Origin of the sequence: Delftia sp. 60 (genome assembly GCF_002754395.1) — a bacterium.
Taxonomy (GTDB): domain Bacteria; phylum Pseudomonadota; class Gammaproteobacteria; order Burkholderiales; family Burkholderiaceae_C; genus Comamonas; species Comamonas acidovorans.
The window spans coordinates 494,450-517,116 of the sequence record NZ_PEFD01000001.1 but is presented as its reverse complement, the minus strand read 5'-3'; the positions used below and the strand labels follow the sequence as shown (position 1 = coordinate 517,116).

Below are 22,667 nucleotides of genomic sequence, written 5' to 3'. Positions count from 1 at the left end.
GCGAGGGCCTGCGCGACAGGCGCGGGGCTTACTTGATCCAGAGGCGGATCGCATCCCAGGCACGGCCGAAGAAGCCCGCCTGCTCCACGCCTTCCAGCGCCACCAGCGGCACTTCGGCCACGGTGTCGGCACCCATCTTGACCTTGAGCGTGCCCATGGCCTGGCCCTTGGTGAACGGGGCGATCAGCGGGTCCTGGCGCACGACTTCGGTGCTCAGCTTGCCGCCGCTGCCGGCAGGCACGGTGACCACGATGGGCGTGGTGCGGCCGATCTTGACGGTGTTCGCCTTGCCCTTCCAGACTTCGGGCGTGGCCACGGCCTGCTCGGCATCGAACAGCTTGACCGAATCGAAGGCCGCATAGCCCCAGTTCAGCAGCTTCTGGCTTTCATTGGCACGCGCGTTCTCGCTGGCCGCGCCCAGCACGATGGAGATCAGGCGGCGGCTGCCCACGTTGGGCAGGTCGCGCTTGGCGGTGGCCACCAGACAGTAGCCGGCGGCGGCGGTGTGGCCGGTCTTGAGGCCATCGACGGTCGGGTCGCGGAACAGCAGCGAGTTGCGGTTGGTGCCGTTGGAGGCCGGCGTGCCTGGATAGAAGTACTTCTTGGTCGAGTAGTAGTGCATGTACTCGGGGAAGTCCTGCATCAGGCGCTGGGCGAGGATGGACAGGTCGCGCGCCGTGGTCAGGTGGCCGGGCTCGGTCAGGCCTTCGGGGTTCTTGTAGCTGGTGTTCTTCATGCCCAGCGCCTTGGCCTGCTCGTTCATGAGCCGCACGAAGTTCTCGGCCGAGCCGCCCACGCCTTCGGCCAGGGCCATGGTGGCGTCGTTGCCGGACTGCACGATCATGCCCTTGACCAGGTCATCGACCGGCACCTGCATCTTGGGGTCGATGAACATGCGCGAGCCGGGCATCTTCCAGGCGCGCTCGCTCACGGGCAGGCGCTGCTCCAGCGTGATCTTCTTGGCGCGCAGCGCGTCGAAGACCAGGTAGCCGGTCATCAGCTTGGTCAGCGAGGCCTGCTCGATGGGCGCATCGATGTCCTTGGCGCCCAGCACCTGGTTGGCGGTGACATCGACCAGCAGATAGTTGCGCGCCGCGATTTCGGGCGGCTGGGGCGGGGTGATCTGCGCCAGCGCCAGGGCCGGCGCCATGGCGGCCGCCAGTGCCAGGACTCGCAGCGTGGAGGAAAGTGGCTTCATGAGGAAAACTCTCGCTAAAGGGCAGGAAATGCAGGAAAGGCGAAAACATGCCCGCCCGATGGGGCAGGCATGTTGAGCAGCGGCGCGGGCCGCTAGGGGAGTGAGCGCAAATGGCGGACCACGAGGCTTTTGAGCAGCGGCAATTGTCCGTGAAAGAAATGACCGCCCCCGGGCACGACGGTAACAGGCAGTATCTGCGGGCGCGCCCAGTCCATGACGGCAGACAGCGGCACCGTGTCATCGGCTTCGCCGTGCACCACCAGGGTCCGGTCATGGGCCTCAGGCGGGACAGGCGCCACGGTGAAACGGCTGGCCGCCGTTCCCACCAGCACCGCCTTTTCCACCCGGCCCTCGTTCCAGAGCTCCGCCAGCACATGGCTGGTGACGAAGGCTCCGAAGGAGAAGCCGGCCAGCGCGATCGGTCCTTCGGGGGCGACCTGGCGGACCACGGACAGCATGTCCTGGGCCTCGCCGACGCCTGCGTCGTGCTCGCCGGCACTGGCGCCCACGCCGCGGAAGTTGAATCGCACGGCCGTGTAGCCGCACTGCACGAAGGCACGCGCCAGGGTCTGCACCACCTTGTTGTCCATGGTGCCGCCGAACAGCGGATGGGGGTGGGCGATGATGGCCACGCCGCGCGGCGGTGCATCGGCGGCCGGCGCATCGCGCAGGGCCTCCACGGCCCCGGCAAGGCCGGTCAAGGTCAAACGTTCGGTCTGCGCATTCACAATCGCTATCCTAGTAGTAGCAGCCAATCCAAGCTGACAAAGCACTGATGCCCGGAAAGGCCCAAAGTTCCAGCCGGTGCTCAGCGACCCACGTCGGGCGGCAGCAGCAGGCGCTCAACGGGCTGGCCGTTCTTGAGGTGGGACTCGACGATCTCGTCGATGTCGGTCTCGTCCACGAAGGTGTACCAGGTGCCTTCGGGGTAGACCACGGCCACGGGACCGCCCGCGCAGCGGTCCAGGCAACCGGCCTTGTTCACGCGCACCTGGCCCTTGCCGGCCAGGCCCAGCTGCTTGACCTGCTTCTTGCAGTGGTCAAAGCCCGCCTTGGCGCCGTGCAGCGCACAGCAGTCCTCGCCGTTGGGCCTCTCGTTGAGGCAAAAGAAGATGTGGCGCGCATAGTAGTTGCCTGCGCCTTGCTGGCCGCTGTCGGCCCCGGGACGTGGGTGTTCGCTCATGGAGCGGATTCTAGGCCTGCGGCACTGCAGGCGCCGGGGGCGGCGGAGGTGCCGCATCGCGGCGCGCCAGCCTGAGCAGCACATAGACCAGGGTCGCATAGGGCCACAGCCAGCCCAGCCACTGGCCCAGCCCGTAGAAGCGGATGAAGCGGCCCTGCTCCCAGGCCTGCAGCGTTTCCGAGAAATAGGCGCTGGTGGGGGCCTGGTTCAGGATGCTCAATTGCAGCACCAGCACCAGCAGCAAGAGGGCCGCACAGGCCCTGCGCGGCAGCGGCATGGCCACCATGGCCAGGCCCAGGCCACCCCACACGCCCATGCGCACCGGCAGGTCCACCCACTCCCAGGCATGGGCCGGCCCCCAGCTCAGCGCGGCCGACAGTGCCGAGACACCGATGCCGATCACCACCGCAGAGCCCGCCAGCATGGCGCGCCGGCCCATGTGGCGCATCACGCAGTAGGCCAGCAGACAGGGCACCCACAGGCCCAGCATCACGCACAGCATCTCGGTCACGGGCGACAGCGGCGTCAGCGCGGACTCGCGCAGCGGCAGCCACATGAGGAAGGGCGTGCCTTCAAGCAGATCCAGCAGCCCCTGCTCCAGCCGCTCCAGCACCTGGCCCAGGCCAAAGGGCACGGCGGCGGGAAAGAGCAGCGCCCAGGGCCACAGCGCCAGCAGCACCATGGCGCCGCCGCCGTCCTCGCCCAGCCAGTGGGTGCGAAAGGCGCTCCAGCGCGCCAGCGCGCCCAGCCGCTCCAGCAGCAGCGCCACCAGCGCCCCCAGCAGGGTGCCGCCCGCATTGAGCACCAGATCCAGGTTGGAGGGAACACGCCGCGGCAGGTAGATCTGCAGGAACTCCATGGACAGCGACAGCAGGGTGCCTGCCAGCGCCGCCAGCGGTACGGCCGCGCGCGGGCTGCCGCTGCGCACCAGGGCCAGCGCCAGGAAAAAACCCAGCGGCGCGTAGCCGACGATATTGATGTTGACGTCGAACCAGGTCCAGTACGGCGGCGGGATCTTTGCCGTCAGGAAGACCAGCGGATCAATGCCCTGGGCACGCCAGCCATCGAAAGGAAACAGGCTCGCGAAAACGATGAGCACCGCATAGACCAGCGCCAGCGGCCAGGCCGAAGTCTTTTGCACCACGCCCTGCCTCCCTCTTCGTTGGATCGGTTTCTCAGAAAGGTTTGACGACCACCAGGATGACGATGGCCACCAGCAGCAGCACCGGCACCTCGTTGAAGAAGCGGAACCAGCGGTGGCTGTGCTGGTCCCGGTTGTCGATCAGCTTGCGCAGCAGGCGCGCGCAGGCGTGGTGGTAGCCGATGACCAGCAGCACGCCGGCCAGCTTGGCATGCATCCAGCCGTTGCCCGGCCCCTTGCCGATGCCGTAGCCCAGGTACAGCCACAGGCCCAGGCCCAGTGCGGGCACGGCCAGCAGCGTGGTGAAGCGCAGCAGCTTGCGTGCCATCAGCAGCAGGCGCTCGCGCTCGGCCACCGAGCCGGGCGTGACCATGGCCACGTTGACGAAGATGCGAGGCAGATAGAACAGGCCCGCGAACCAGCTTGCCACGAAAACGATATGAAAGGCTTTGACCCACAGCATGCGGGCAGTGTACGTGCGTACAGGGGTGCGCCAGGCTGCGCAGGCGCAAAAGCCGAGTCCCGCGTGCCGGCGTCGTCGCAAGGGTTGCGGGGCCTGCGGCGGGAATGGGGCACAATTTTCGGCATGCATCTGTCCAGCCCCACCCCCTTCCCGCACAACCGCCCTCGCCGCCTGCGCCGCGACGCCTTCACGCGCAATCTGGTGCGCGAGAACGTGCTCACGGCCCATGACTTCATCTACCCCGTGTTCGTGCACGAAGGCACGAACCAGCGCGAGGCCGTGCCCTCCATGCCCGGCGTGGACCGCCTGAGCCTGGACCTGCTGCTGCCCGTGGCCGAGCAGTGCGTGCAGCTGGAGATCCCGTTCCTGGCGCTGTTCCCCGCCATCGAGACCTCGCTGAAGACGCCCGACGGCAAGGAGGCGCTCAACCCCGACGGCCTGATCCCGCGCGTGGTGCGTGCGCTCAAGAAGGAGTTCCCGCAACTGGGCGTGATGACCGACGTGGCCTTGGACCCCTACACCAGCCACGGCCAGGACGGCATCCTGGATGAGTCCGGCTACATCATCAACGACGAGACCGTGCAGGTCCTGGTGGGCCAGACCCTGAACCATGCCGAGGCCGGCGTGGACATGGTGGCGCCCAGCGACATGATGGACGGCCGCATCGGCGCCATCCGCGAGGCGCTGGAGGCCCACGGCCACATCCACACACGCATCATGGCCTACAGCGCCAAGTACGCCAGCGCCTTCTACGGCCCGTTCCGCGACGCCGTGGGCACGCGCGGCGCGCTGGGCAAGGCCGACAAGAACGTCTACCAGATGGACCCCGCCAACACCGACGAGGCCCTGCGCGAAGTCGCCCAGGACCTGGCCGAAGGCGCCGACATGGTCATGGTCAAGCCCGGCATGCCGTACCTGGACGTGGTGCGCCGCGTCAAGGACGAATTCGGCGTGCCCACCTTTGCCTACCAGGTCAGCGGCGAGTACGCCATGCTCAAGGCCGCCGCCGCCAACGGCTGGCTGGACCATGACCAGGTGATGATGGAATCGCTGCTGGCCTTCAAGCGCGCGGGTGCCGACGGCATCCTGACCTACTTCGCCATCGACGCCGCGCGCAAGCTGCGCGGCTGAGCGCATGCAGCCGGTGACGCCGCCCGCGGGAGCCGCTCCCGCCGCCAGGAACATGCGCATCTTCCACCTGCAGCCGGGCGGCGCCACCGAACTGGCCGCCCTGCCCGACCAGGCGCCCGCGCAGGGATTCGTCTGGATCTCCTGCACCCGCGCCACCTTGCAGGAGCGGCTGGCCGAGGTGCAGCGCACGCTGCAGCTGCTGTCGGGCCAGCAGCTGGTGGACCTGCATGTCTCGGACCTGCTCAACGCCCAGCTGCCCTCGCGCTACGACTACACCTCGCAGTACGACCTGCTGGTGTTTCGCCGCCTGGCCAGCGGGCAGGCACGTGCCGCCCCGCAGGCCGGCACGGCCTCTTCGCCTGCGGCGCAGGCGCTGCCCCCCTCACCTCCCGTGCGCCGCACAGGTCCGCCCGTGCTGCGCAACATCGACACCAGCCCCGTGGGCTTTGCCATGTTCGATCAGGTGCTGCTGTCCGTGCACCCCGACGACTGCACCGTGCGCGACGCCTATGCTGCGCGGCTGCTGGCTGCCGTGCCCAATGACCCGCGCGAGGGACGGCTGAACCCCACCTCCGGCACGCGGCTGCCTGCCAGCCCGCCCGACCTCATGCTGCGCGTGGTCAATCTCATCGTGGACGGCTTCCTGGACCTGCGCCGCGAACTGTCGCGCCAGCTGGACCACTGGCAGACCGAGCTGCTGCGCCCGCGCACGCGCTTTGCCAACTGGAGCGCGCTACTGGACGCACGCCTGGCCCTGCACGAGCTGGACGAGGTCTGCGAAGACCAGCGCGCCGCCGTGCAGGACTGGACGGACGCGCTGGAGACCTGGGCGCCGCCTGAAGATGCGGCGGCGCTGCGCGAGCTGGACCTGCTCAAGGTGCGCAGCCGCGACGTGCTGGAACACATAGAGCGCGTGGTCCACCACGTGCGGCGGCTGGAGCAAAGCACCGAGACCGTGGTGCAGATGCATTTTTCGGTGCAGAGCAACCGCACCAACGACATCATGCGCACGCTGACCGCGCTGACGGCCGTCTTCCTGCCGCTGAACCTGATTGCCGGCATCTTCGGCATGAATTTCGAGTTCATCCCCCTGGTGCACAAGCAGGACGGCTTCTGGTGGGCCATGGGCTCGATGACGACGATTGCCGTGGGCCTGACCGTGTTCTTCTGGCGCAAGCGCTACATGGCGCGCACGGCGCAGGACTAGGGCCCTGCCCGCTCCAGCGGCATCCACAGCGTGAAGCGATTGCCGCCGGCCAGCGGCACCCAGTCCAGCCGCGCCTGCAGCGCCAGCGCGCGCGTGCGCATGTTCACCAGTCCCTTGCGGCCCTCGGTGGGTGCCTGGGCGCGGTCGAAGGGGTGGCCGTCGTCCTCCACCAGCACCTGCACGCCGGCCCGGCCGTCCAGGGGGCCTGGGCCGTGCGCACCGTGATCTCGCGCGCGCCGCTGTGCTTGATGATGTTGGTCAGCACCTCCTGCAGGATGCGTAGCACATGCAGGGCGGCCTGCGCGTCCAGCCAGGGCAGCGCGGGCAGGTCGCTGACCTCCCAGTGCAGCCGCAGCCCCGCCCCCTCCAGGCGCGGCCCCAGCCTATAGCGCAGCCCGGCCAGCAGCGCCAGCAGGTCGCAGTCCAGCGGCTCCAGCGAATCGATGGACAGCTTCAGGTCATCGATGCACTCCTGCAGCAGCTGCACCAGGTCCACCGTGCCGGCCTGGTTGAACTCCACCACGCGCAGCGCGCTCATCAGCGAAGAGCCCACGCCGTCGTGCATCTCGCGCATCAGGCGCTGGCGCTCGTGCATCAGCGTCTGCTCGCGCTCCACGGCCAGCAGGCGCTCATGGGCCTGGGCCAGCTCCGCCTCCTGGGCCTTGAGCCGTTCCGCCAGATGCAGGTTGGCGTTCTCTGCCACGGCCAGCGCGCCGTTGTAGCGCCGGTAGGCCACCAGCAGGAACAGCGTGAACAGCCCCAGGTACACATAGGGCGTGAGGTAGATGCTCTCTATGCTGATCAGGTAGCTCTGCAGCGCCAGGTCATGGAAGCCGATGGGAAACGACAGCAGCATCCACACCGCCAGCATGGTGCTGCCGCCATCGCGCATGCGCCAGGCGCCCGCCACGGCCATGCACAGCACCAGGATCTCCGGCGGCACCATCAGCAGCCGCAGCAGCGGCAGGATGGTCTCGTGCGCCGGCCCCCACAGCGGCACCGCCACCAGCAGCACCGTGCCCACATAGCCCTGCAGCACCCTGCCCAGCCATGGCCGGCGCCTGCGCTGCATCAGGCACAGGAAATGGAAGGCCGCCACCGTGGCGCCCATGAGGCCGGCCAGCGTCAGCCAGGAGAACCAGCCGTCCGACAGGGCCAGCCCCTCGCCGTCCACCATGAACTGCAGCGAGCCCAGCAACTGGCACAGCGACATCAGGAAGAACAGCAGGAACACCACATCCCCGCGCCGCCGCTGCAGCGTCCACAGCGCCAGCGCGAACAGGCCCAGCACCAGGTAGGAGCCCGCCGTGTAGACCACCAGATCGGCCTGGAGCAGGCTGCGCAGCCGCCAGGACAGGCGCAGCGACTCGGCCGGCCCCGCCCACAGGCTGGACAGCGCCCCGCCCACGCCCTGCTGGCTGGCCATGCGCACATGCACCTGCAGCGGCCTGCCCGGCTGCGCCAGCCCGCCCAGGTCCAGCCACACCGGCCGGTTGAAACTGTTCCATACCCGGCTGCCGCGCGTCTGCCAGGCCAGCTTCCCGTCCACATACACCGCCACCGTGCCCACCGTCTGCCAGCGCGGGATATACAGGCGCGCGCCCTGGGGCGTGGGCGCCAGCGCCTCGGGCGGCACCACGGCGCGGAACCAGCGCACCTCAGGCGGCGCCGCGGCCAGGTCGCCGCTGCCCGACACGGCCCTGTCGCCCCCATAGGGCAGGTCCACATCGCTCCACGGCGTCGATGCATCCAGCACCGCGTCGTCGGCCGACGCAAGCGCCGCAGGCGGCGCCCAGTGCGGGCTGTACGACCGCCACAGCTGCGCCTGGCGCAGTTGCACCGCTTCGCCTGCGGCGGGGCCACGCAGCCCGAACGCCCCCGCCAGCAGCATCGCCAGCGCCACCAGTCCCGCCGAAACCAGCAGGACCCTCCCCCGCAGCAGCGGCTGCGTCATCTGCCCACCCTGGCGGCGCTCATTGCAGCCCCTCGGCCAGCCAGCCGCGCTGCAAGGCCACATGCATCATCTGCGTGCGGCTGGACACCTGCAGCTTGCCGTAGATGCGCCGCACGAAGGTGCGCACCGTATGGCGCGACACGCCCAGCTGGCGCGCCACCTCGTCCAGCGTATGGCCACGCGCCACCAGGCGCAGCACCTCCAGCTCGCGCGCAGACAGCGCCTGCGCGGCGGCCTGCGGCTCGGCAGGCGGCTGCAGCCCGGCCACCGCCCCGGCCCGCTGCTGGCGCAGCAGCAGCTTGCGCGCCACCATGGGATTGATGGGGCTGCCGCCCGCGTGCAGGCTGCGCACTTCCTCCAGCACCGCGTCGGCGGCCAGGTCCTTGAGCAGATAGCCCATGGCGCCGGCCTCGATGGCGGCCAGCACATGCTGCTCGTCGCCAAAGATGGTGCTGACCATCACCGCCGCCCCGGGATGGCGAGTGCGCACGGCAGCAATCACCTCCAGGCCGCTGCCGTCGGGCAGGCCCAGGTCCACCAGCATCACGTCCATGGCACCGGCCCCATCGGCCCGGCCGAGCTGGTGCAGGGCCTCCGCGCGGCTGGCTGCCGCCCAGCACAGGACCATGTCCTTCGCGGCATTGATCACGCCCACCAGGGCGTGGCGGCAGGCGGCGTCGTCCTCCACCACGGCCACGCGGATGACTGTGGCGCCACCCGTCGCGGCGGCAGAGTAAGGGTCTGTGTGCGTGTCCATGTGGGTGGAGTGCGTGGCGAGGGCCGCATGTTCACATGGAACAAGACCGCTGTCATGTCGCCCGGATAGGTGACATGGGCGGCATGGGTGACACGGGCGGCATGGCGCCCCCGCCCCCTCTCATCGCCCATGTAGCCCGAACGGGGGACATACAGAAAGCCGGACACCCCATAGATTTGCCCTCTTCAGCACATCACAAAGATGCTGTGCCTACCGAGGGGGTTCACCATGTTCGCCATCCACCCGCCTGCTGCAGCCGACGTACCACCCATACCCACGCCGAGCCCCTGGGGCCGGACATTGCCGGGCCTGGCGGGCGGGTTGGCCCTGGCCCTTGCCGGCGCCGCGGCCCAGGCCGCCACACTCACCGTCACCACCGCCGGCGAGATTGCAGACACCGAGCCGCTGTCTCGTGCGCAATGCTCGCCTGCCGCAGGCGACCGCAACTGCGACACCCTGCGCGACGCCATCAACCATGCCGCCGACGGCGACACCATCGTCTTCGGCGCGGCCCTGGATGGGCAGACCATCTCGCTGACCCGCTTTACCAACTGCCTGGACACCGGGCAGGCCGCCGGCGCCACCTGCCTGCCGCTGGCCAGCTGGCCCGGCTACGTCTCGCAGTTCGGCCCCAGCGCCTTCTTCATCAGCGGCAAGCGCATCACCCTCGATGCCACCGCCAATGGCCTGACGCCCCAGGGCGTGAGCGTGCAGCGCCTCGGTACCGCAGGCTTCCGGCTGTTCGACATCGATGCGCAGGGTGGACTGGTCCTGCGCGGCCTGACCCTGGCCGGGGGGCAGGCCACAGGCGGCTCCAGCCGCTTTGGCGGCGGCGCGCTGGGTGCGGGCGGTGCCATCTTCAATCGGGGCCAGCTCACCATCGAACGCAGCACGCTCACGCGCAATCACGCACAAGGGGGGCAAGGAGGCAGGCTTTCCTTGAACTCCTTTGCAGGTGCCGGCGTGGGCGAGGATGCGACTTTTTCCCCGGGGGGAGGGCCGAACGCTGGCGGCCCGGACGATGGCGGCCTGGGCGGCGGCAGTGGCAGCGCCAGCGGCAAGAACGGCGGCTTCGGTGGTGGCGGCGGCGGCTCCGGCGGTGGCGGATTTGGCGGTGGTGGTGGCCGTCGTGGCAGCGGTGGCGGCTTCGGCGCTGGCAACGGTGGGGGCGGCGCCTTCGACGCTGGCGGTGGCGCAGGCGGCATGGGAGGGGCTGTTTTCAACAACGCAGGCACCTTGACGCTGAACCAGGTCACCCTGGCTGGCAACGGTGCACACGGTGGGCTGGGCAATAGCAGCGGCGGCGGCGCCGGCCTGGGTGGCGCCGTTTTCAACTACAACGGCGTGCTCACCATCCGTTTCTCCACCCTGGCCGGCAATACCGTGCAGGCCAATGGCGACGACAACCCTGCCGCGCAAGGCGGCGCCATCTACAGCCTGGGCGATTCCCAGGCCGCCTGCAGTGCGGGTGGCAACACCAGTTGCACCCGCAGCGGTGCCTCGCTGGAGATGCAGGCCAGCATTGCCCAGGGCAGCGTGTTCGAGCCGGCCACCAAACAGCCCGCTGGCAGGGACGTGGTGCTGGACCTGCGCAATGGCGGCACCAGCGATGCCAGCGGCAGCAACAATCTGCTGGGCCTGGCGCAGGCCCTGAACAATGCCGACATCAGCGCCCTGGCCTTCACCACGGGCAACCCGCAGCTCGGCCCCCTGGCCAGCCACGGCGGCCCCACCCAGACCATGTTGAACAGCACCGGCAGCCCGGCACTGGACGGGGTGGCCTGCACGGCCGCACCCGGCACGGACCAGCGCGGCGTGGTCCGCCCCCAGGGTGCGCGGTGCGACATCGGCGCCGTGGAGGCGAACGTCTTCCAGGCGGCATTGACCGTTCTGGCCAGCGGCGCGGGCGGCGTATCGGCGCAGGCCTCCCCGCCTGCGGCCACGGGTGCCGTACAGGACTGCGGCCGCCCAGGCGGCCTGTGCCAGGCCGGCTATGGCTACTTCGAAGGCGCGCCCACCCTGGTGACCCTGGCCGCCACGCCCGACGCTGGCCATGCCTTTGCCGCCTGGGGTGATGCCTGCAGCGGCAGCACGTCCACCTGCAGCGTCACCATCGATGCAGCCAGGAGCGTACAGGCCAGCTTCACGGCCTTCAGCGTCACGGCAAGCCTGCCCTCCGGCACCTACGGCACGGCCTACAGCCAGCCGCTGGCGCCCGTGCCCGGCGGCGGCGTGGGGCCGTTCAGCTACAGCGTGAGCGGTTTGCCCGCTGGCTTCAGCCAGGCCGCCGGCACGCTCTCGGCTCCAGCCACGCAGGCGGCAGGCAGCTACAGCTTCACGCTGACTGCCACCGATGCCAACGGCGCCACCACCGAACCCGCAGCCGTGACCGTGGTGATCGGCCCGGCAGCCACCAGCGCCCACCTGTCGGCCTCCCCCGCTGCGCCAGGCCATGGCCAGAGCGTGACTTTCAGCGCCCAGGTCACGCTGCCTGCCGGCGCCAGCGGCACGGTGGATTTCTTGAACGGAACGCAGGTGCTGTGCGCCAGCGTTCCGGTGACCGGAGGGCAGGCCAGCTGCAGCGTGCCCCGGCTGCCACCGGGCACGGCCACGGTGCAGGCGCGCTATGTGCCCGGTGATGGCAATACCTCCGGCTCGGACAGCAACACCGTGACCGTCACGGCGGCCCCCGCACCATCTGCGGCGCCCATTCCAGCGCTGGGCGCCGGGGGGATTGCGCTGCTGAGCCTGCTGACCGCAGCGGGCGCGGCGTTGTCGCGCAGGATGGGCACTTCACGGAAAATCGGCGCTGGCAGATCGCCACGCACCCCCAGGAGTTCCCCATGACCGCATCCGCAAGCCGGAGCCCGCTTTCACGCCGCAGCCTGCTGGCCGCCAGCGCAGCCACCGGCCTGGCCCTGTGCGAAAGCGCCCTGGCCGCCCCCGCCGCCCCCGGGAAAAGCACCGAAGCCGCCGTGCTCACCATCAGCGGCCCCGGCGTGCGCGGCAACCGGGGGCCGCTGGACCCGGTGGCCGACCTGCTGCTGAAAAACCATGGCCTGGCCTTCGACTCGGCCTGGACCACAGGGGCCCATGCGCTGGAGCGCCTGCCCACGGTGGAGATCACGCCCCATATCGAATACGACGGCCAGCCCCACCGGCTGCGCGGCCCGCTGCTGGCCACCGTGCTGCAGGCGGCCGGCGTGGACAGCGCCGCCGCAGCGGCCAAGGGCCAGTGGATCACCCTGCAGGCCATCGACGGCTACCGCGCCCAGCTGCCGCTGGCGCAGGCCCTGCAATGGCGCATGCTGCTGGCCACGCACATGGACGGCCGGCGCCTGGGCCTGGGCGGCCTGGGCCCGCAATGGGCCATGTACGACGCCGACCGCATTGCCGATCTGGCAGGCAAGCCCCTGAAGGAACGCTTTGCGCAGGCGCCCTGGGGGCTGTACCACATGGGGCTGCACGCGCAGCAGCCCCAGGGTTGAACCTGGCTTCAGAGCGCGGCAGAACGCGCATTTGGAGTACCATTTCGCGATCCCCTCGGGGGATACGGGCTTGGCGGCCCGAAACAACGTAGGCGCAGCAGCCGCACGCCTTTTTCACGAGGCAGCGGCTTTTTCATCTTCCCGGTGCTGCGCCGGGCACAGTTCCGTTTTGGCGGGGCTGTGCGGGACCTCCGCAAGGGGGTGCCAGTCCAATGCCAAAGGAGCCGCCATGCCTGACCTCGATGCACCCAGCGGAGCACACGCCTCCCCGCCTTTCTTTTCTTCCCCGCAACTGCCGAGGGAAGAGACCAGCCTGTACTACCCCATTTCCGAATACGAGGTCTATCGCATCAAGGACTGCATGCACCAGATGGGCCTGGTGATCGACCTGTGCTGCATGGCCGGCCCCGACCAACAGCTGAACGACCTGGGCGGGCTGATGAGCTTCCTGACCGCGCAGCAGCGCGCGCTGCGGGGCACGCTGCAGACCGTGCAGGCGCGCAAGGCGACGCCGGGGCCGGCCTGTGATCCGGACCCCGGGGACTGATCAGGCCAGATGCTGGTCGAAGAAGGCCAGCGTGCGGTCGCGCGCCTGCAGGGCGCTGGCCTCGTCGTAGGCGCTGCGCTGGTCGCAGTTGAAGCCGTGGTCGGCGTCGTACAGGTGCACCTGCACATGCTTTTGCGCCTGGGCGAAGGCCTGCACGGCGTCCACGGGAATGTGCGTATCGCGCCGGCCGAAGTGGGCAATCACGGGGCACAGCGGCTCGCGGCCCATCTCCAGCGGCGTGGTCATGCCGCCGCCGTAGTAGCAGGCCGCAGCCGACAGGCTGGGCAGGTTGCAGGCCGCGCGCCAGGCCCACAGGCCGCCCCAGCAAAAGCCCACGATGCCCACCTTGCCGCCGGGCACCAGCGTGGCGGCATGGGCGATGGCGGCCTCGATCTCGGGCAGCACGCCGGGCTGGGGCAGCGCCTCGGCGGCGGATTTCAGCGCCATGCCCTTGGCACGGTCGGCGTCGCCGTAGCCCAGGTCCACACCGGCCTCGACACGCGTGAACAGTGACGGCGCCACGGCCACATAGCCGCGGGCTGCCAGGCGGTCGGCCACGGCGCGGATATGGGCGTTGACGCCGAAGATCTCCTGCAGCACCACGACGGCACCGCGCGCGGGCACATCGGGCCGCGCCACCCAGGCCGGCGAAGCCGTGCCATCCAACGAAGTCAACTGCACAAAACTGCCCATGTCCGCGTTCCTTTCTGTCTGAGAACCTGTTGTGATTTCCCGGTGGGCGGACGCGCCCCGCAATGCTGTAATGGCGGCGGGCCGGCCCGTGCGGCAATTCTTTCACAGGAGACATTCGATGGAACGAAAAGTCGTGCGTACCGGCAAGCGCCGGGCACAGGTGGGCGGCGGCAACCTACAGGGAATGCGATGGACCTCAAACCGCTGATCACGCTGGTGGCCATCATCAACCCGCTGGCCATCGTCCCCTTCTTCATCCACTACACCGAGGGATTCAGCGCCCAGCAGCGCCAGCAGACCATTCGCACGGCGGCGCTGGCCTCGTTCTGCGTGATCGCGGCCTGCGCCATCATCGGGCTGCAGGTGCTGGACTTCTTCAACATCTCGCTGCAGAGCTTTCAGGTGGGCGGCGGCCTGCTGCTGCTGATCAGCGCGATGAACATGCTCAACGCCCGCCCGGCCGAGGAACGGCCCAACGCGCCCACGCTGGTCGCTGGCGCGGAAAAGGCCGCCATGGGCAACAGCATTGCCGTGGTGCCGCTGACGATTCCGCTGCTGACGGGGCCGGCCTCCATGTCCACCGTGGTGATCTACGCCGACCAGGCACGCACCATCTGGCAGCACCTGGCCCTGGTGGGCTATGGCGTGGTGGTGGCGCTGGTGGTGATGGTCTGCTTTTCGCTGGCCGACCCGATCGCCCGCGTGCTGGGCAAGACCGGCATCAACGTGATGACGCGGCTCATGGGCCTGATCCTCGCGGCCCTGGCCGTGGAGGTGATGGCGGGCGGGCTGGTGAAGATCTTCCCCATCCTGGCATCGCCCGCGATCGTGCCCTGAGCGGGCTGGCTGACTGGTGGCCTTACTGCCGGTTCAGATCGGTTCAGGCCGGATCAGGCCGGCACGGCCCGCGCGCGGTCGGCGCTGCCGTCGCAGGCACCGCCGCAGCCCGTGATGGGCTGCTCGGGCAAGGCCTCAGGGTGTGCCAGGGAGCCCGTGGCGGGATCGAAGCCCGCACTGCGCAGATGCAGGGCCAGCGCCGCATCCATGGTCTGCGCATGGTGCACGAACCAGGCCGCCAGCTCGCCCGCCATGCTGCGGATCACGGCCAGATCACCGGCCGCCGCCTTGCTCGCCCCCTCGCGCATCACCTGCAGCACCACCTTGTGCTGCAGGCTGTGGCAGTTGGTGCTGGTGAAGCGCGTGGACTGCATCCAGCGGTCTTCCTGGTCGAAATGCACCTGCGTATGCGCGATCAACTCATCCCAGCGCGTGCACAGCTGCGCATCATCGGCCGCCTCCACCTCGGCCAGCAGCAGGACGAACTCCTGATGCACCTCGTCCATGGCCGGCAACTCCAATGCCAGCGCTCCGCTCCATTCCAGCACGGCCATATGCTTCTCCTGCCTTCATCGTGAAAGCCTGCAGCTTAGGAACAGCACCGCCCAACCCGTTTGACCCACATCAGCCAACCCGAAAACAGCAAAGCCCCGCGAGCGGGGCTTGGTCAAGGCGGATAAAACTGGCGCGCCCCAACATCAGGGACGCCAAGCAAGAGCCGCCTCGCGGCGAGGGCGTCGTCCCCCTCCCTCGCGTAGCGAGTCGAGAGGGGGAAGCGGCGTCAGCCGCTCAGGGGGAGCTTACTGTCCAAACTTCCGCTTGGCATCAGCCACGCAGGTGTCCTTGGCAGCGCCGCTCATGGTGTCGCAACGGGCCTTGGCAGCCTTGTAGTCGGCTTCGCGGGTTTCCTCGGCAGCGTCCTTGCGGGTTTCGGCCACGTTGGCAGCCTTGGCTGCGGAGTTGGACGCGGGCTCGGCCTGGGCCTTGTTCACCTTGGCGGCTTCCACGGCGTGCACGTGGGCGGCCTTGGCATCCTTCACGCAGACATCCTTGGCGTCGCCCTTGAGGTCGTCACACTTTTCCTTGGCGATGTCGTAGTCCGCATCAGCCTTGGCCTTGAGTGCCTTTTCGCTGTTCTTGGGCGAAGGATTGCGGCGCGATTCCAGTTCGGCCTTGGCCACGTTTTCCTGGCCCTTGGCCTGCTTCTCGCAGACGTCCTTGGCGTTGTCCTTGAGCGGCTTGCACTGTTCCTTGGCAGCCTTGTAATCGGCCTCGATCTGGTTCTTGGCGGCCGTGTGCTCCGCATTGGTCATGGCCATGGCGCCGGAGGCCATCAGGCCCAAGGCGACAGCGGAAAGCATATGGCGAAAGCGTTGCGGTGTTTGCATGATGGAACTCCTTGTATTTGTACTGAACCGGCCCTTGGTGCCTGCGGCGGCGGGCCATTGGTGCGTGCCCTCAAGCACGCTGGCTGTCGAGGAGCGGATGGCGGCGCCGGCCAGGGCGTCCAGCCCATCCGCAGTCCACCCCCGTCAGTCTTCGAAGCGGAAGTCGGGGTTGCGCTTTTGCCAGTCGGTCAGCTGCTTTTCGGCAGCGTCGCGGGCCAGGCCCTGACGCTCCTGCAGCTTGCCCAGGAATTGCTCGCGCTTGCCGGCGATCACATCCAGATCGTCATCGGTGAGCTTGCCCCATTGCTCACGGATCTTGCCGGTGAATTGCTTCCAGTTGCCCTTGATGCGGTCTTCATTCATGGCTTGGTCCTTTCAGTGATGTTGAAGTAGCGCCGTGCAATCAGGCCTTGTTTTTTCAAAGCCGCGATCTGCATCAGCGACGGTTCCACTGTAAAAAACCTGGGGGCTGCGCGTCGTAGTCTGGACCTAGTGTTGACGGTCGTCCCAGGGGCAGCCGAGACGGTGGGATCGGGACTACAGCCCCTGACGGACGCGCGGGAAGCGCTGGGTCAGGCAAAGACAAAAACAGCCGGAAGGTGCAGTGCACCAACCGGCTGTTTTTGAACGGAAAAAGAGAAGAGGCGTGGGTGGCCCGAAGCCGCTCAGTGCCCCTGCTGCCCCAGCCACGCATCGATCTGCGCAATGGCCGTATCAGTGGCCTTGGCCAGGGCCTGGGCGCCGCCTGCGGCATCGCCCGAAGCTGCAGGACTGCGCACCTCGAAGAGCTTCTGACCCAGCAGGCGGTCCACGGCACCGCTTTGCTCGACCAGGGTGGCGCGCAGGCGCACGACGCCGGCACTGGAGCCGGGCGCGTCAAAGACCTGGCTGAACTCTTCGATGTCCACGCGCAGCAGCGTGGGCACGGCGCCCTGCAGGCGCGGCTGGGCCACGCTTTCGCTGCTGGCAAGCACGGGGCGCTGCACGCCCAGCTGGCTGCGCAGGCGCTGCTGCAGCAGCAGGGCCGGAGGCTGGCTCCAGCGCGCCAGCTGGTAGGGGCGCAGTTCCTGGCCGTTGGCATAGGCCAGGCGGTAGAACATGGCGGTGCTGCCGTCGGACAGGGCGGGAGCCTCCACATCGGCCAGCGCCAGCGGCGTGCGTGCCTGCGGGGCGGCGGATGTGGCGGCCTGCGCGGGCGCGGACAGCGGCGCCAGGCCGAAGTCATAGCGCGCGGGCTGGGCGGGGGGCTGCGGCAGGGCCGAGCAGCCGGCCAGCAGGATCAGGGCGGCGGCCAGTCCAGCGCTGGCCACGGCGGTCTTGCGAGATAGGGGCATGCGGGTTCCTTGGGTCAGGGCTGGGTGGCTGCGGACGGGGCGACGAAGCCGGGCTCGCCCGGCCCAGGGCGGGCCTGGCCCGGCCCGTAGATCACGGCCTGCGGGTTGTCGCTGAAGCGGCTGGCCGCCGTGCCCATCTGGCGCGCGGCGCGCGAGACATCATCGGCCGCGCGGTTGGCGTGCGGCACCGTGCTGCGGCCCAGGGAGTCGGCCATGCGGGTCAGTGCGCGCGTGCTCTGGGCGATCTGCTCCAGCGGCCCGTCCTGCGCGTTCACGCGGCGCACGGTCTGCTGCAGTTCGGAGGCCACGGCAGAGGCGCCGTTGCTGGCCTTCTCCAGCGACTGCAGGGTGTTGTGGGCGTCGGCGGCGAGCTGCGGCACCTGGGTGGACAGCGTGCGGTCCAGGTTCTGCGTGAGCTGCTGCACGCCTGCGGCAGCGGCTGCAATGTTCTCCAGCGCCTGGCTCACGCGCTTTTGGTTGTCGGTGTCCAGCATGTCGCTGAGGCGGCGCGAGATCTCATCGGCGCGCTCCAGCAGCACCTGCCCCTGGTCGGCCAGCATGCTCAGCGGCGACGAGCGCAGCGGCAGGCGCGGCAGGCCGCTGGGGCCGGGCGGCAGCTGGGGCTGCGGCTGGTCCGCATCATCGAGCTGCACATGGGCCAGGCCCGTGACGCCCTGGTAGCCCAGCACGGCGAACGTGGTGGGCGTGATGGGCGTGTTCACACCGATGGCGATGCGGATCAGCACATTGCCATTGGTCTGCGGATCGAACCCGATCCGCGTGACCTTGCCCACCGCCACGCCCTTGTAGCGCACGGCCGCCTGGGCCTGCAGCCCGCTGATGCCGTCCTTGGTGGACAACTCGTACTCGTTGTACTGCCGCGTATCGCGCGTCAGCCAGATCGCCAGCCCCGCCAGCAGGGCCGCCACGACCAGCACGAAAATGCCGGCCGCCATGGCATGTGATTTGTTTTCCATATCAATGGTCCATAACGTTAGCCCAGCAAACAAGGCATGGGGCCGTGGCCCCCAGTCAATCCACAACTCAGGGCGAGACCTTCAAAACCGGCGCACCCCAAGGCAAGGGACACCGAGCAAGGGCCGCCCCGCCGCGAGGGTGTCGTCCCCCCCGCAAAGCGAGAGGGGGAAGGCGCGAAGCGACTCAGGGGGGCTTCTCATACCGTGCTCATCGCGCGCCTGCCGCGCTCCCCCTGGAAGAAATGCTCGATGAACGGATGCTTGAACTCGGCCACCTCGCGCGGCGGGCCGCTGACCAGCACCTTCTTCTCGGCCAGCACGGCCACGCGCGAGGACAGGGCGAACAGCGTGTCCAGGTCGTGCGTGACCATGATGACGGTCAGGCCCAGTTCGGCACGCAGCTCGCGCAGCAGTTCGCAGAATTCGTCGGAGCTGGTGGGGTCCAGCCCGGCCGTGGGCTCGTCGAGCAGCAGCAGGGGCGGGTCCATGATCAGCGCCCGCGCCAGCGCCACGCGCTTGATCATGCCGCCCGAAAGATCGGCCGGCATGCGCGAGGCATGCTCGGGCTTGAGGCCCACCATCTGCAGCTTGACCAGGGCCGCGTCGCGCACCAGGTCGTCGGGCAGCGTGCCCTGCTCGCGCAGCGCGAAGGCCACGTTGTCCAGCACGCTGAAGGCCGAGTACAGCGCCCCATGCTGGAACAGCATGCCCACGCGGCTGGCGGCGCCCTCGCGGCCCATTTCACTGGCCGGGCGGCCCAGCACTTCGACACGGCCCTTGGTGGGCTCCAGCAGCCCCAGCATCTGGCGCAGCAGCACGGTCTTGCCCGTGCCCGAGCCGCCGACGATGGACAGCATCTCGCCGCGCTGCACGTCCAGGTCCAGGTCCTGGTGCACGGCAAAGGCGTTCTCGCCTTCGCCGAACACGCTCCACAGCCCGGCGATGCGCACGATGGGCTCGTCGGCTGCGGGCGTGGAGGAGGTTTCGGTGTCCATGGCCATCAGATGCCTACGTCCTTGAACAAGATGGCGAAGATCGCATCCACCACGATGACCATGGTGATGGCCGTCACCACCGAGGCCGTCGTGCCCTTGCCCAGGCTCTGCGTATTGGGCTCCACGCGCAGGCCCCAGTGGCAGCCGATCAGGGCGATGAGGGCGCCGAAGACCACGGATTTGCCCATGGCGATCCAGAGGTTGCCGATCTTCACGGCGGCAGGCAGGGCCTCGGCAAAGTAGGCGCCCGTGACGCCCATGGTGAGGTCGGCCGCGAGCATGCCGCCGGCCAGCGCGGCCAGCGTGGTCCACAGCGAGACCAGGGGCATGGCGATGGCCAGCGCCAGCGCGCGCGGCAGCACCAGGCGAAAGCCGTGCGGTATGCCCATGACCTGCATGGCATCCAATTCCTCGGTCACGCGCATGACGCCGATCTGGGCGGTGATGGCCGAGCCCGTGCGGCCCGCCACCAAAATGGCCGCCAGCAGCGGACCCAGCTCGCGGATCAGCGAGATGCCCAGGATGTTGACGATGAAGGATTCAGCCCCGAACTGGCGCAGCTGCAGCGCCATCAGGTAGGCCAGCACCACGCCGATCAGAAAGCCCACCAGGGCCGTGATGGGCAGGGCCGTGGCGCCCATGGAGTAAAGATGGCCGGAGATGTCGCGCCAGGGCCCCCGGTGCGGGGCACGCGCAAAGCGCAGCAGGTCGATCAGCAACTGGCCGATGAGCCGCGTCATCTGCGCGAAATGGCCGCAGGCGTTGATCACCAGGCAGCCCAGGCTGTCGATGCGCTCCAGCAGGTTCGGGCGCGGGGGCGGCGGCGCAGGCTCCTTGGAGAAACGGCCCACGCGTTCGAGCATGGCGCGCTGCGCATCGCTGGCCGCAAGACGCGCGGGCAGGCGACGGCCCCAGTGGTTCCACAGCAGCTGCGCGCCCACGTGGTCCAGCCAGTCCAGCCCTTCGAGGTTCCAGCCCAGGTCATCGCCCTTGGCATCGGCCAGCTGCGCACGCAGCCTGCGCCATTGCGCCCGCCGGCCCAGCTCGGCCGCGCCCCAGGAGCCGGTCAGCAACGCCCACTGGCCGTCGTTGTCGCGGCGCAGGCTGCATTGGGGGGGATTGTTGAGGGCAGACAAGTGCGGAAAGTCCTTGGGGGTTGCGAAGGCGGGGCGCGCAGGCAGGGCCGGGCGGCATTGCAGCCAAGACCGCAGGATAACCGAGCGGCACGGGCCGCAGATTGCCTGGCGGCGCCGTGCGCACGACAGCTTTGCCCTACGCGTGCAATTTTTATCAAAAAACCAGCGCGACAGCCATGACTGCTGCATGCGATGCTGCGAAAAAAGGAGTCCAGCGCGCTTTCCCTCTCGACAGTGCGCATGCCGTCCGCACAATGGGCCGAAGCACCAACCCCGGCTCCCAAGGACGTTCCGGCCCGCAGCGGACGCCCGCCCATCTCCATGAGCAACACCACCTTCGACTACATCGTCATCGGCGCCGGCACGGCGGGCGCCCTCCTGGCCAACAGGCTTTCGCGCGATGGCCGCAGCCGCGTGCTGCTGATCGAGGCAGGCGCCAAGGACGACTACCACTGGATCCACATCCCCGTGGGCTACCTGTACTGCATCGGCAATCCACGCACCGACTGGCTCTACCAGACCGAGCCCGACGCAGGGCTCAACGGCCGCAGCCTGCGCTATCCGCGCGGCAAGACGCTGGGCGGCTGCTCCAGCATCAACGGCATGATCTACATGCGCGGCCAGGCCCGCGACTACGACGGCTGGGCCGAACTGACCGGGGACGACGCCTGGCGCTGGGACCAGGTGCTGCCGGCCTTCCGCCAGCATGAAAGCCATTGGCGGCTCGATGCCGGCGGCAACGCCGATGCAGGCTTTCGTGCCCTGCACGGCGGCACGGGCACAGGCGGCAGCGCTGAATGGCGCGTGGAGCGGCAGCGCCTGCGCTGGGACATCCTGGACGCCTTTGCCGAAGCCGCGCAGCAGGCCGGCATTCCGGCCACCGAGGACTTCAACGGCGGCAGCAACGAGGGGGTGGGCTACTTCGAGGTCAACCAAAAGGGCGGCCTGCGCTGGAACACCGCCAAGGCCTTCCTGCGGCCCACCTGCTATGGCCGCCCCAATTTCGAGCTGTGGACCCATGCCCAGGTCAGCCAGCTGCTGTTCGAACAGCTGCCCGCCGGCGGCCTGCGCTGCAGCGGCGCCCAGGTCTGGACCGGCTCGGAAATGGTCAACGTGCAGGCAAGCCAGGAGGTGCTGCTGTGCGCGGGCGCCGTCAACTCCCCGCAGATCCTGCAGCTGTCGGGCATCGGCCCGGGCGCGCTGCTGCAGAACCACGGCATTGCCGTGCGCCACGACCTGCCCGGCGTGGGCGAGAACCTGCAGGACCATCTGCAGATCCGCTCGGTCTACAAGATCAAGGGCGCGCGCACGCTGAACACCATGGCCAATTCGCTGTGGGGCAAGGCCGGCATCGGCCTGGAATACCTGCTGCGCCGCAGCGGGCCGATGAGCATGGCGCCCTCCCAGCTGGGGGCCTTCACGCGCAGCAGCCCGCAGCAGGCGCACCCCAATATCCAGTACCACGTGCAGCCGCTGTCGCTGGACGCCTTCGGCGAGCCGCTGCACGGTTTTCCAGCCTTCACGGCCAGCGTCTGCAACCTCAATCCCACGAGCCGGGGCACGGTGCGCATCCACAGCGGGGACTTCCGCCAGGCGCCGGCCATTGCGCCGCACTACCTGTCCACGCCCGAGGACCGGCAGGTGGCCGCCGACAGCCTGCGCGTGACACGCCGCATCGTCGGCCAGAGCGCACTGGCGCGCTTCGCCCCCGAGGAATGGAAGCCTGGCGTGCAGTACCAGAGCGACGAGGATCTGGCGCGCCTGGCCGGCGACATCGCCACCACCATCTTCCACCCCGTGGGCACGACGAAGATGGGCCGCGCCGACGACCCCATGGCCGTGCTGGACAGCCGCCTGCGCGTGCGCGGCGTACAGGGCCTGCGCGTGATCGATGCAGGCGCCATGCCGCGCATCACCAGCGGCAACACCAACAGCCCGACGCTGATGATGGCGGAGAAGGCCGCCGGCTGGATTCTTGCGGACCGGCAGGGACAGGCAGGGATAACGACAGCGACAACGACAACGACAGCGACAGCGACGGCGGCACCAGCCGACGCAGCGGTGGCGATGGCCGCCTGAGGGGCGCCAAGCCCGGGCGGACCAGGGTTGTTGTGGGCAGAAACAGATCGATGAGGAACGGATGGTCGCCCTGGCGTCAAAGCCGCGGCACCCGGTGTTCACGGCCCTTTGCTGGTGCAATCCCGCACTTTTGCGGTAACTGCGGGAAATCCCCGATGC

The 22,667-nt window shown here is 69.0% G+C and carries 22 protein-coding genes; 7 read left to right on the top strand and 15 right to left on the bottom strand.

Annotated elements, in window-relative coordinates:
• Window positions 1-28: 28 nt before the first annotated feature.
• The 5 genes from CLV01_RS02335 to CLV01_RS02315 form a co-directional block, all read right to left on the bottom strand.
• Window positions 29-1,198 (bottom strand): D-alanyl-D-alanine carboxypeptidase family protein, encoded by a 1,170-nt coding sequence (locus CLV01_RS02335; RefSeq protein ID WP_013800247.1) that lies wholly within the window; start codon window positions 1,196-1,198, stop codon window positions 29-31.
• Between the two features lie 92 nt (window positions 1,199-1,290).
• Window positions 1,291-1,926, bottom strand: a complete 636-nt coding sequence (locus CLV01_RS02330; protein WP_071953785.1) for an alpha/beta hydrolase — start codon at window positions 1,924-1,926, stop codon at window positions 1,291-1,293.
• Between the two features lie 80 nt (window positions 1,927-2,006).
• Complete coding sequence (locus CLV01_RS02325; RefSeq protein ID WP_063327689.1) at window positions 2,007-2,381, bottom strand: (2Fe-2S) ferredoxin domain-containing protein; 375 nt, start codon at window positions 2,379-2,381, stop codon at window positions 2,007-2,009.
• 10 nt (window positions 2,382-2,391) lie between these two features.
• On the bottom strand, window positions 2,392-3,525 hold the full coding sequence (locus CLV01_RS02320; RefSeq protein ID WP_063327690.1) for a VanZ family protein: 1,134 nt from the start codon (window positions 3,523-3,525) through the stop codon (window positions 2,392-2,394).
• A 31-nt stretch (window positions 3,526-3,556) separates the two neighbouring features.
• Window positions 3,557-3,985: a CopD family protein gene (locus CLV01_RS02315; RefSeq protein ID WP_013800243.1), complete on the bottom strand. Its 429-nt coding sequence runs from the start codon at window positions 3,983-3,985 to the stop codon at window positions 3,557-3,559.
• 123 nt (window positions 3,986-4,108) lie between these two features.
• Between CLV01_RS02315 and hemB the strand changes: the two genes are divergently transcribed.
• Both hemB and CLV01_RS02305 read left to right on the top strand, forming a co-directional pair.
• Window positions 4,109-5,116 (top strand): porphobilinogen synthase, encoded by a 1,008-nt coding sequence (hemB, locus tag CLV01_RS02310; protein ID WP_099732459.1) that lies wholly within the window; start codon window positions 4,109-4,111, stop codon window positions 5,114-5,116.
• 4 nt (window positions 5,117-5,120) lie between these two features.
• On the top strand, window positions 5,121-6,323 hold the full coding sequence (locus CLV01_RS02305; protein ID WP_013800241.1) for a magnesium transporter CorA family protein: 1,203 nt from the start codon (window positions 5,121-5,123) through the stop codon (window positions 6,321-6,323).
• 103 nt (window positions 6,324-6,426) lie between these two features.
• Here CLV01_RS02305 and CLV01_RS02300 read toward each other — a convergent pair whose 3' ends face one another.
• Both CLV01_RS02300 and CLV01_RS02295 read right to left on the bottom strand, forming a co-directional pair.
• On the bottom strand, window positions 6,427-8,277 hold the full coding sequence (locus CLV01_RS02300; RefSeq protein WP_257221174.1) for a sensor histidine kinase: 1,851 nt from the start codon (window positions 8,275-8,277) through the stop codon (window positions 6,427-6,429).
• A gap of 19 nt (window positions 8,278-8,296) precedes the next feature.
• The gene (locus CLV01_RS02295) at window positions 8,297-9,034 is read right to left on the bottom strand and encodes a response regulator transcription factor (protein WP_099732461.1); all 738 of its coding nucleotides are present in this window, start codon (window positions 9,032-9,034) and stop codon (window positions 8,297-8,299) included.
• 228 nt (window positions 9,035-9,262) lie between these two features.
• Between CLV01_RS02295 and CLV01_RS02290 the strand changes: the two genes are divergently transcribed.
• The 3 genes from CLV01_RS02290 to CLV01_RS02280 all read left to right on the top strand — a co-directional run bounded on the left by CLV01_RS02290 (window position 9,263) and on the right by CLV01_RS02280 (window position 13,069).
• Window positions 9,263-11,881, top strand: a complete 2,619-nt coding sequence (locus tag CLV01_RS02290; RefSeq protein WP_099732462.1) for a choice-of-anchor Q domain-containing protein — start codon at window positions 9,263-9,265, stop codon at window positions 11,879-11,881.
• Window positions 11,878-12,522, top strand: a complete 645-nt coding sequence (locus CLV01_RS02285) for a molybdopterin-dependent oxidoreductase (RefSeq protein ID WP_013800237.1) — start codon at window positions 11,878-11,880, stop codon at window positions 12,520-12,522. Before CLV01_RS02290 ends, CLV01_RS02285 begins: the two co-directional genes overlap by 4 nt.
• 229 nt (window positions 12,523-12,751) lie before the next feature.
• Window positions 12,752-13,069, top strand: a complete 318-nt coding sequence (locus CLV01_RS02280) for a hypothetical protein (RefSeq protein WP_099732463.1) — start codon at window positions 12,752-12,754, stop codon at window positions 13,067-13,069.
• Here CLV01_RS02280 and CLV01_RS02275 read toward each other — a convergent pair whose 3' ends face one another.
• The gene (locus CLV01_RS02275; RefSeq protein ID WP_013800233.1) at window positions 13,070-13,762 is read right to left on the bottom strand and encodes a dienelactone hydrolase family protein; all 693 of its coding nucleotides are present in this window, start codon (window positions 13,760-13,762) and stop codon (window positions 13,070-13,072) included.
• Between the two features lie 189 nt (window positions 13,763-13,951).
• On the opposite strand from CLV01_RS02275, the gene CLV01_RS02270 reads away from it, so the two are divergent.
• Complete coding sequence (locus tag CLV01_RS02270; protein WP_012202311.1) at window positions 13,952-14,599, top strand: MarC family protein; 648 nt, start codon at window positions 13,952-13,954, stop codon at window positions 14,597-14,599.
• A gap of 53 nt (window positions 14,600-14,652) precedes the next feature.
• On the opposite strand, the gene CLV01_RS02265 is transcribed toward CLV01_RS02270, so the two are convergent.
• From CLV01_RS02265 to CLV01_RS02235, 7 genes are all read right to left on the bottom strand, one after another.
• Window positions 14,653-15,153: a hemerythrin domain-containing protein gene (locus CLV01_RS02265; protein WP_099732464.1), complete on the bottom strand. Its 501-nt coding sequence runs from the start codon at window positions 15,151-15,153 to the stop codon at window positions 14,653-14,655.
• Window positions 15,154-15,399: 246 nt separating this feature from the next.
• Window positions 15,400-15,987, bottom strand: coding sequence for a hypothetical protein (locus tag CLV01_RS02260; protein ID WP_013800231.1), 588 nt, complete (start codon window positions 15,985-15,987; stop codon window positions 15,400-15,402).
• A gap of 144 nt (window positions 15,988-16,131) precedes the next feature.
• Window positions 16,132-16,350, bottom strand: coding sequence for a CsbD family protein (locus CLV01_RS02255; RefSeq protein WP_012202308.1), 219 nt, complete (start codon window positions 16,348-16,350; stop codon window positions 16,132-16,134).
• A gap of 302 nt (window positions 16,351-16,652) precedes the next feature.
• Window positions 16,653-17,321, bottom strand: a complete 669-nt coding sequence (locus tag CLV01_RS02250; protein ID WP_099732465.1) for an ABC-type transport auxiliary lipoprotein family protein — start codon at window positions 17,319-17,321, stop codon at window positions 16,653-16,655.
• A gap of 14 nt (window positions 17,322-17,335) precedes the next feature.
• Window positions 17,336-18,298, bottom strand: coding sequence for an MlaD family protein (locus tag CLV01_RS02245; protein ID WP_013800229.1), 963 nt, complete (start codon window positions 18,296-18,298; stop codon window positions 17,336-17,338).
• 197 nt (window positions 18,299-18,495) lie between these two features.
• Window positions 18,496-19,299 (bottom strand): ABC transporter ATP-binding protein, encoded by an 804-nt coding sequence (locus tag CLV01_RS02240; RefSeq protein WP_012202305.1) that lies wholly within the window; start codon window positions 19,297-19,299, stop codon window positions 18,496-18,498.
• Window positions 19,299-20,429 carry an MlaE family ABC transporter permease gene (locus CLV01_RS02235; protein WP_034397875.1) on the bottom strand — a complete coding sequence of 377 codons (1,131 nt, stop codon included), beginning with the start codon at window positions 20,427-20,429 and terminating at the stop codon, window positions 19,299-19,301. Before CLV01_RS02235 ends, CLV01_RS02240 begins: the two co-directional genes overlap by 1 nt.
• A 321-nt stretch (window positions 20,430-20,750) precedes the next feature.
• Here CLV01_RS02235 and CLV01_RS02230 point away from each other — a divergent pair, with 321 nt between their 5' ends.
• Window positions 20,751-22,508: a GMC family oxidoreductase gene (locus tag CLV01_RS02230; RefSeq protein WP_099732466.1), complete on the top strand. Its 1,758-nt coding sequence runs from the start codon at window positions 20,751-20,753 to the stop codon at window positions 22,506-22,508.
• The last annotated feature ends 159 nt before the right edge of the window (window positions 22,509-22,667 follow it).

Excerpts from the sequence above, each read along its gene's own strand:
- CLV01_RS02280 (WP_099732463.1), top strand. The coding sequence starts at position 12,752 with ATGCCTGACCTCGATGCACCCAGCGGAGCACACGCCTCCCCGCCTTTC.
- CLV01_RS02255 (WP_012202308.1), bottom strand. The coding sequence starts at position 16,350 with ATGAATGAAGACCGCATCAAGGGCAACTGGAAGCAATTCACCGGCAAG.
- CLV01_RS02300 (WP_257221174.1), bottom strand. The coding sequence starts at position 8,277 with ATGACGCAGCCGCTGCTGCGGGGGAGGGTCCTGCTGGTTTCGGCGGGA.
- CLV01_RS02290 (WP_099732462.1), top strand. The coding sequence starts at position 9,263 with ATGTTCGCCATCCACCCGCCTGCTGCAGCCGACGTACCACCCATACCC.
- CLV01_RS02305 (WP_013800241.1), top strand. The coding sequence starts at position 5,121 with ATGCAGCCGGTGACGCCGCCCGCGGGAGCCGCTCCCGCCGCCAGGAAC.
- CLV01_RS02240 (WP_012202305.1), bottom strand. The coding sequence starts at position 19,299 with ATGGCCATGGACACCGAAACCTCCTCCACGCCCGCAGCCGACGAGCCC.
- CLV01_RS02275 (WP_013800233.1), bottom strand. The coding sequence starts at position 13,762 with ATGGGCAGTTTTGTGCAGTTGACTTCGTTGGATGGCACGGCTTCGCCG.
- CLV01_RS02285 (WP_013800237.1), top strand. The coding sequence starts at position 11,878 with ATGACCGCATCCGCAAGCCGGAGCCCGCTTTCACGCCGCAGCCTGCTG.
- CLV01_RS02315 (WP_013800243.1), bottom strand. The coding sequence starts at position 3,985 with ATGCTGTGGGTCAAAGCCTTTCATATCGTTTTCGTGGCAAGCTGGTTC.
- CLV01_RS02250 (WP_099732465.1), bottom strand. The coding sequence starts at position 17,321 with ATGCCCCTATCTCGCAAGACCGCCGTGGCCAGCGCTGGACTGGCCGCC.
- CLV01_RS02265 (WP_099732464.1), bottom strand. The coding sequence starts at position 15,153 with ATGGCCGTGCTGGAATGGAGCGGAGCGCTGGCATTGGAGTTGCCGGCC.
- CLV01_RS02245 (WP_013800229.1), bottom strand. The coding sequence starts at position 18,298 with ATGGAAAACAAATCACATGCCATGGCGGCCGGCATTTTCGTGCTGGTC.
- CLV01_RS02325 (WP_063327689.1), bottom strand. The coding sequence starts at position 2,381 with ATGAGCGAACACCCACGTCCCGGGGCCGACAGCGGCCAGCAAGGCGCA.
- hemB (WP_099732459.1), top strand. The coding sequence starts at position 4,109 with ATGCATCTGTCCAGCCCCACCCCCTTCCCGCACAACCGCCCTCGCCGC.
- CLV01_RS02260 (WP_013800231.1), bottom strand. The coding sequence starts at position 15,987 with ATGCAAACACCGCAACGCTTTCGCCATATGCTTTCCGCTGTCGCCTTG.
- CLV01_RS02295 (WP_099732461.1), bottom strand. The coding sequence starts at position 9,034 with ATGGACACGCACACAGACCCTTACTCTGCCGCCGCGACGGGTGGCGCC.
- CLV01_RS02270 (WP_012202311.1), top strand. The coding sequence starts at position 13,952 with ATGGACCTCAAACCGCTGATCACGCTGGTGGCCATCATCAACCCGCTG.
- CLV01_RS02230 (WP_099732466.1), top strand. The coding sequence starts at position 20,751 with ATGAGCAACACCACCTTCGACTACATCGTCATCGGCGCCGGCACGGCG.
- CLV01_RS02335 (WP_013800247.1), bottom strand. The coding sequence starts at position 1,198 with ATGAAGCCACTTTCCTCCACGCTGCGAGTCCTGGCACTGGCGGCCGCC.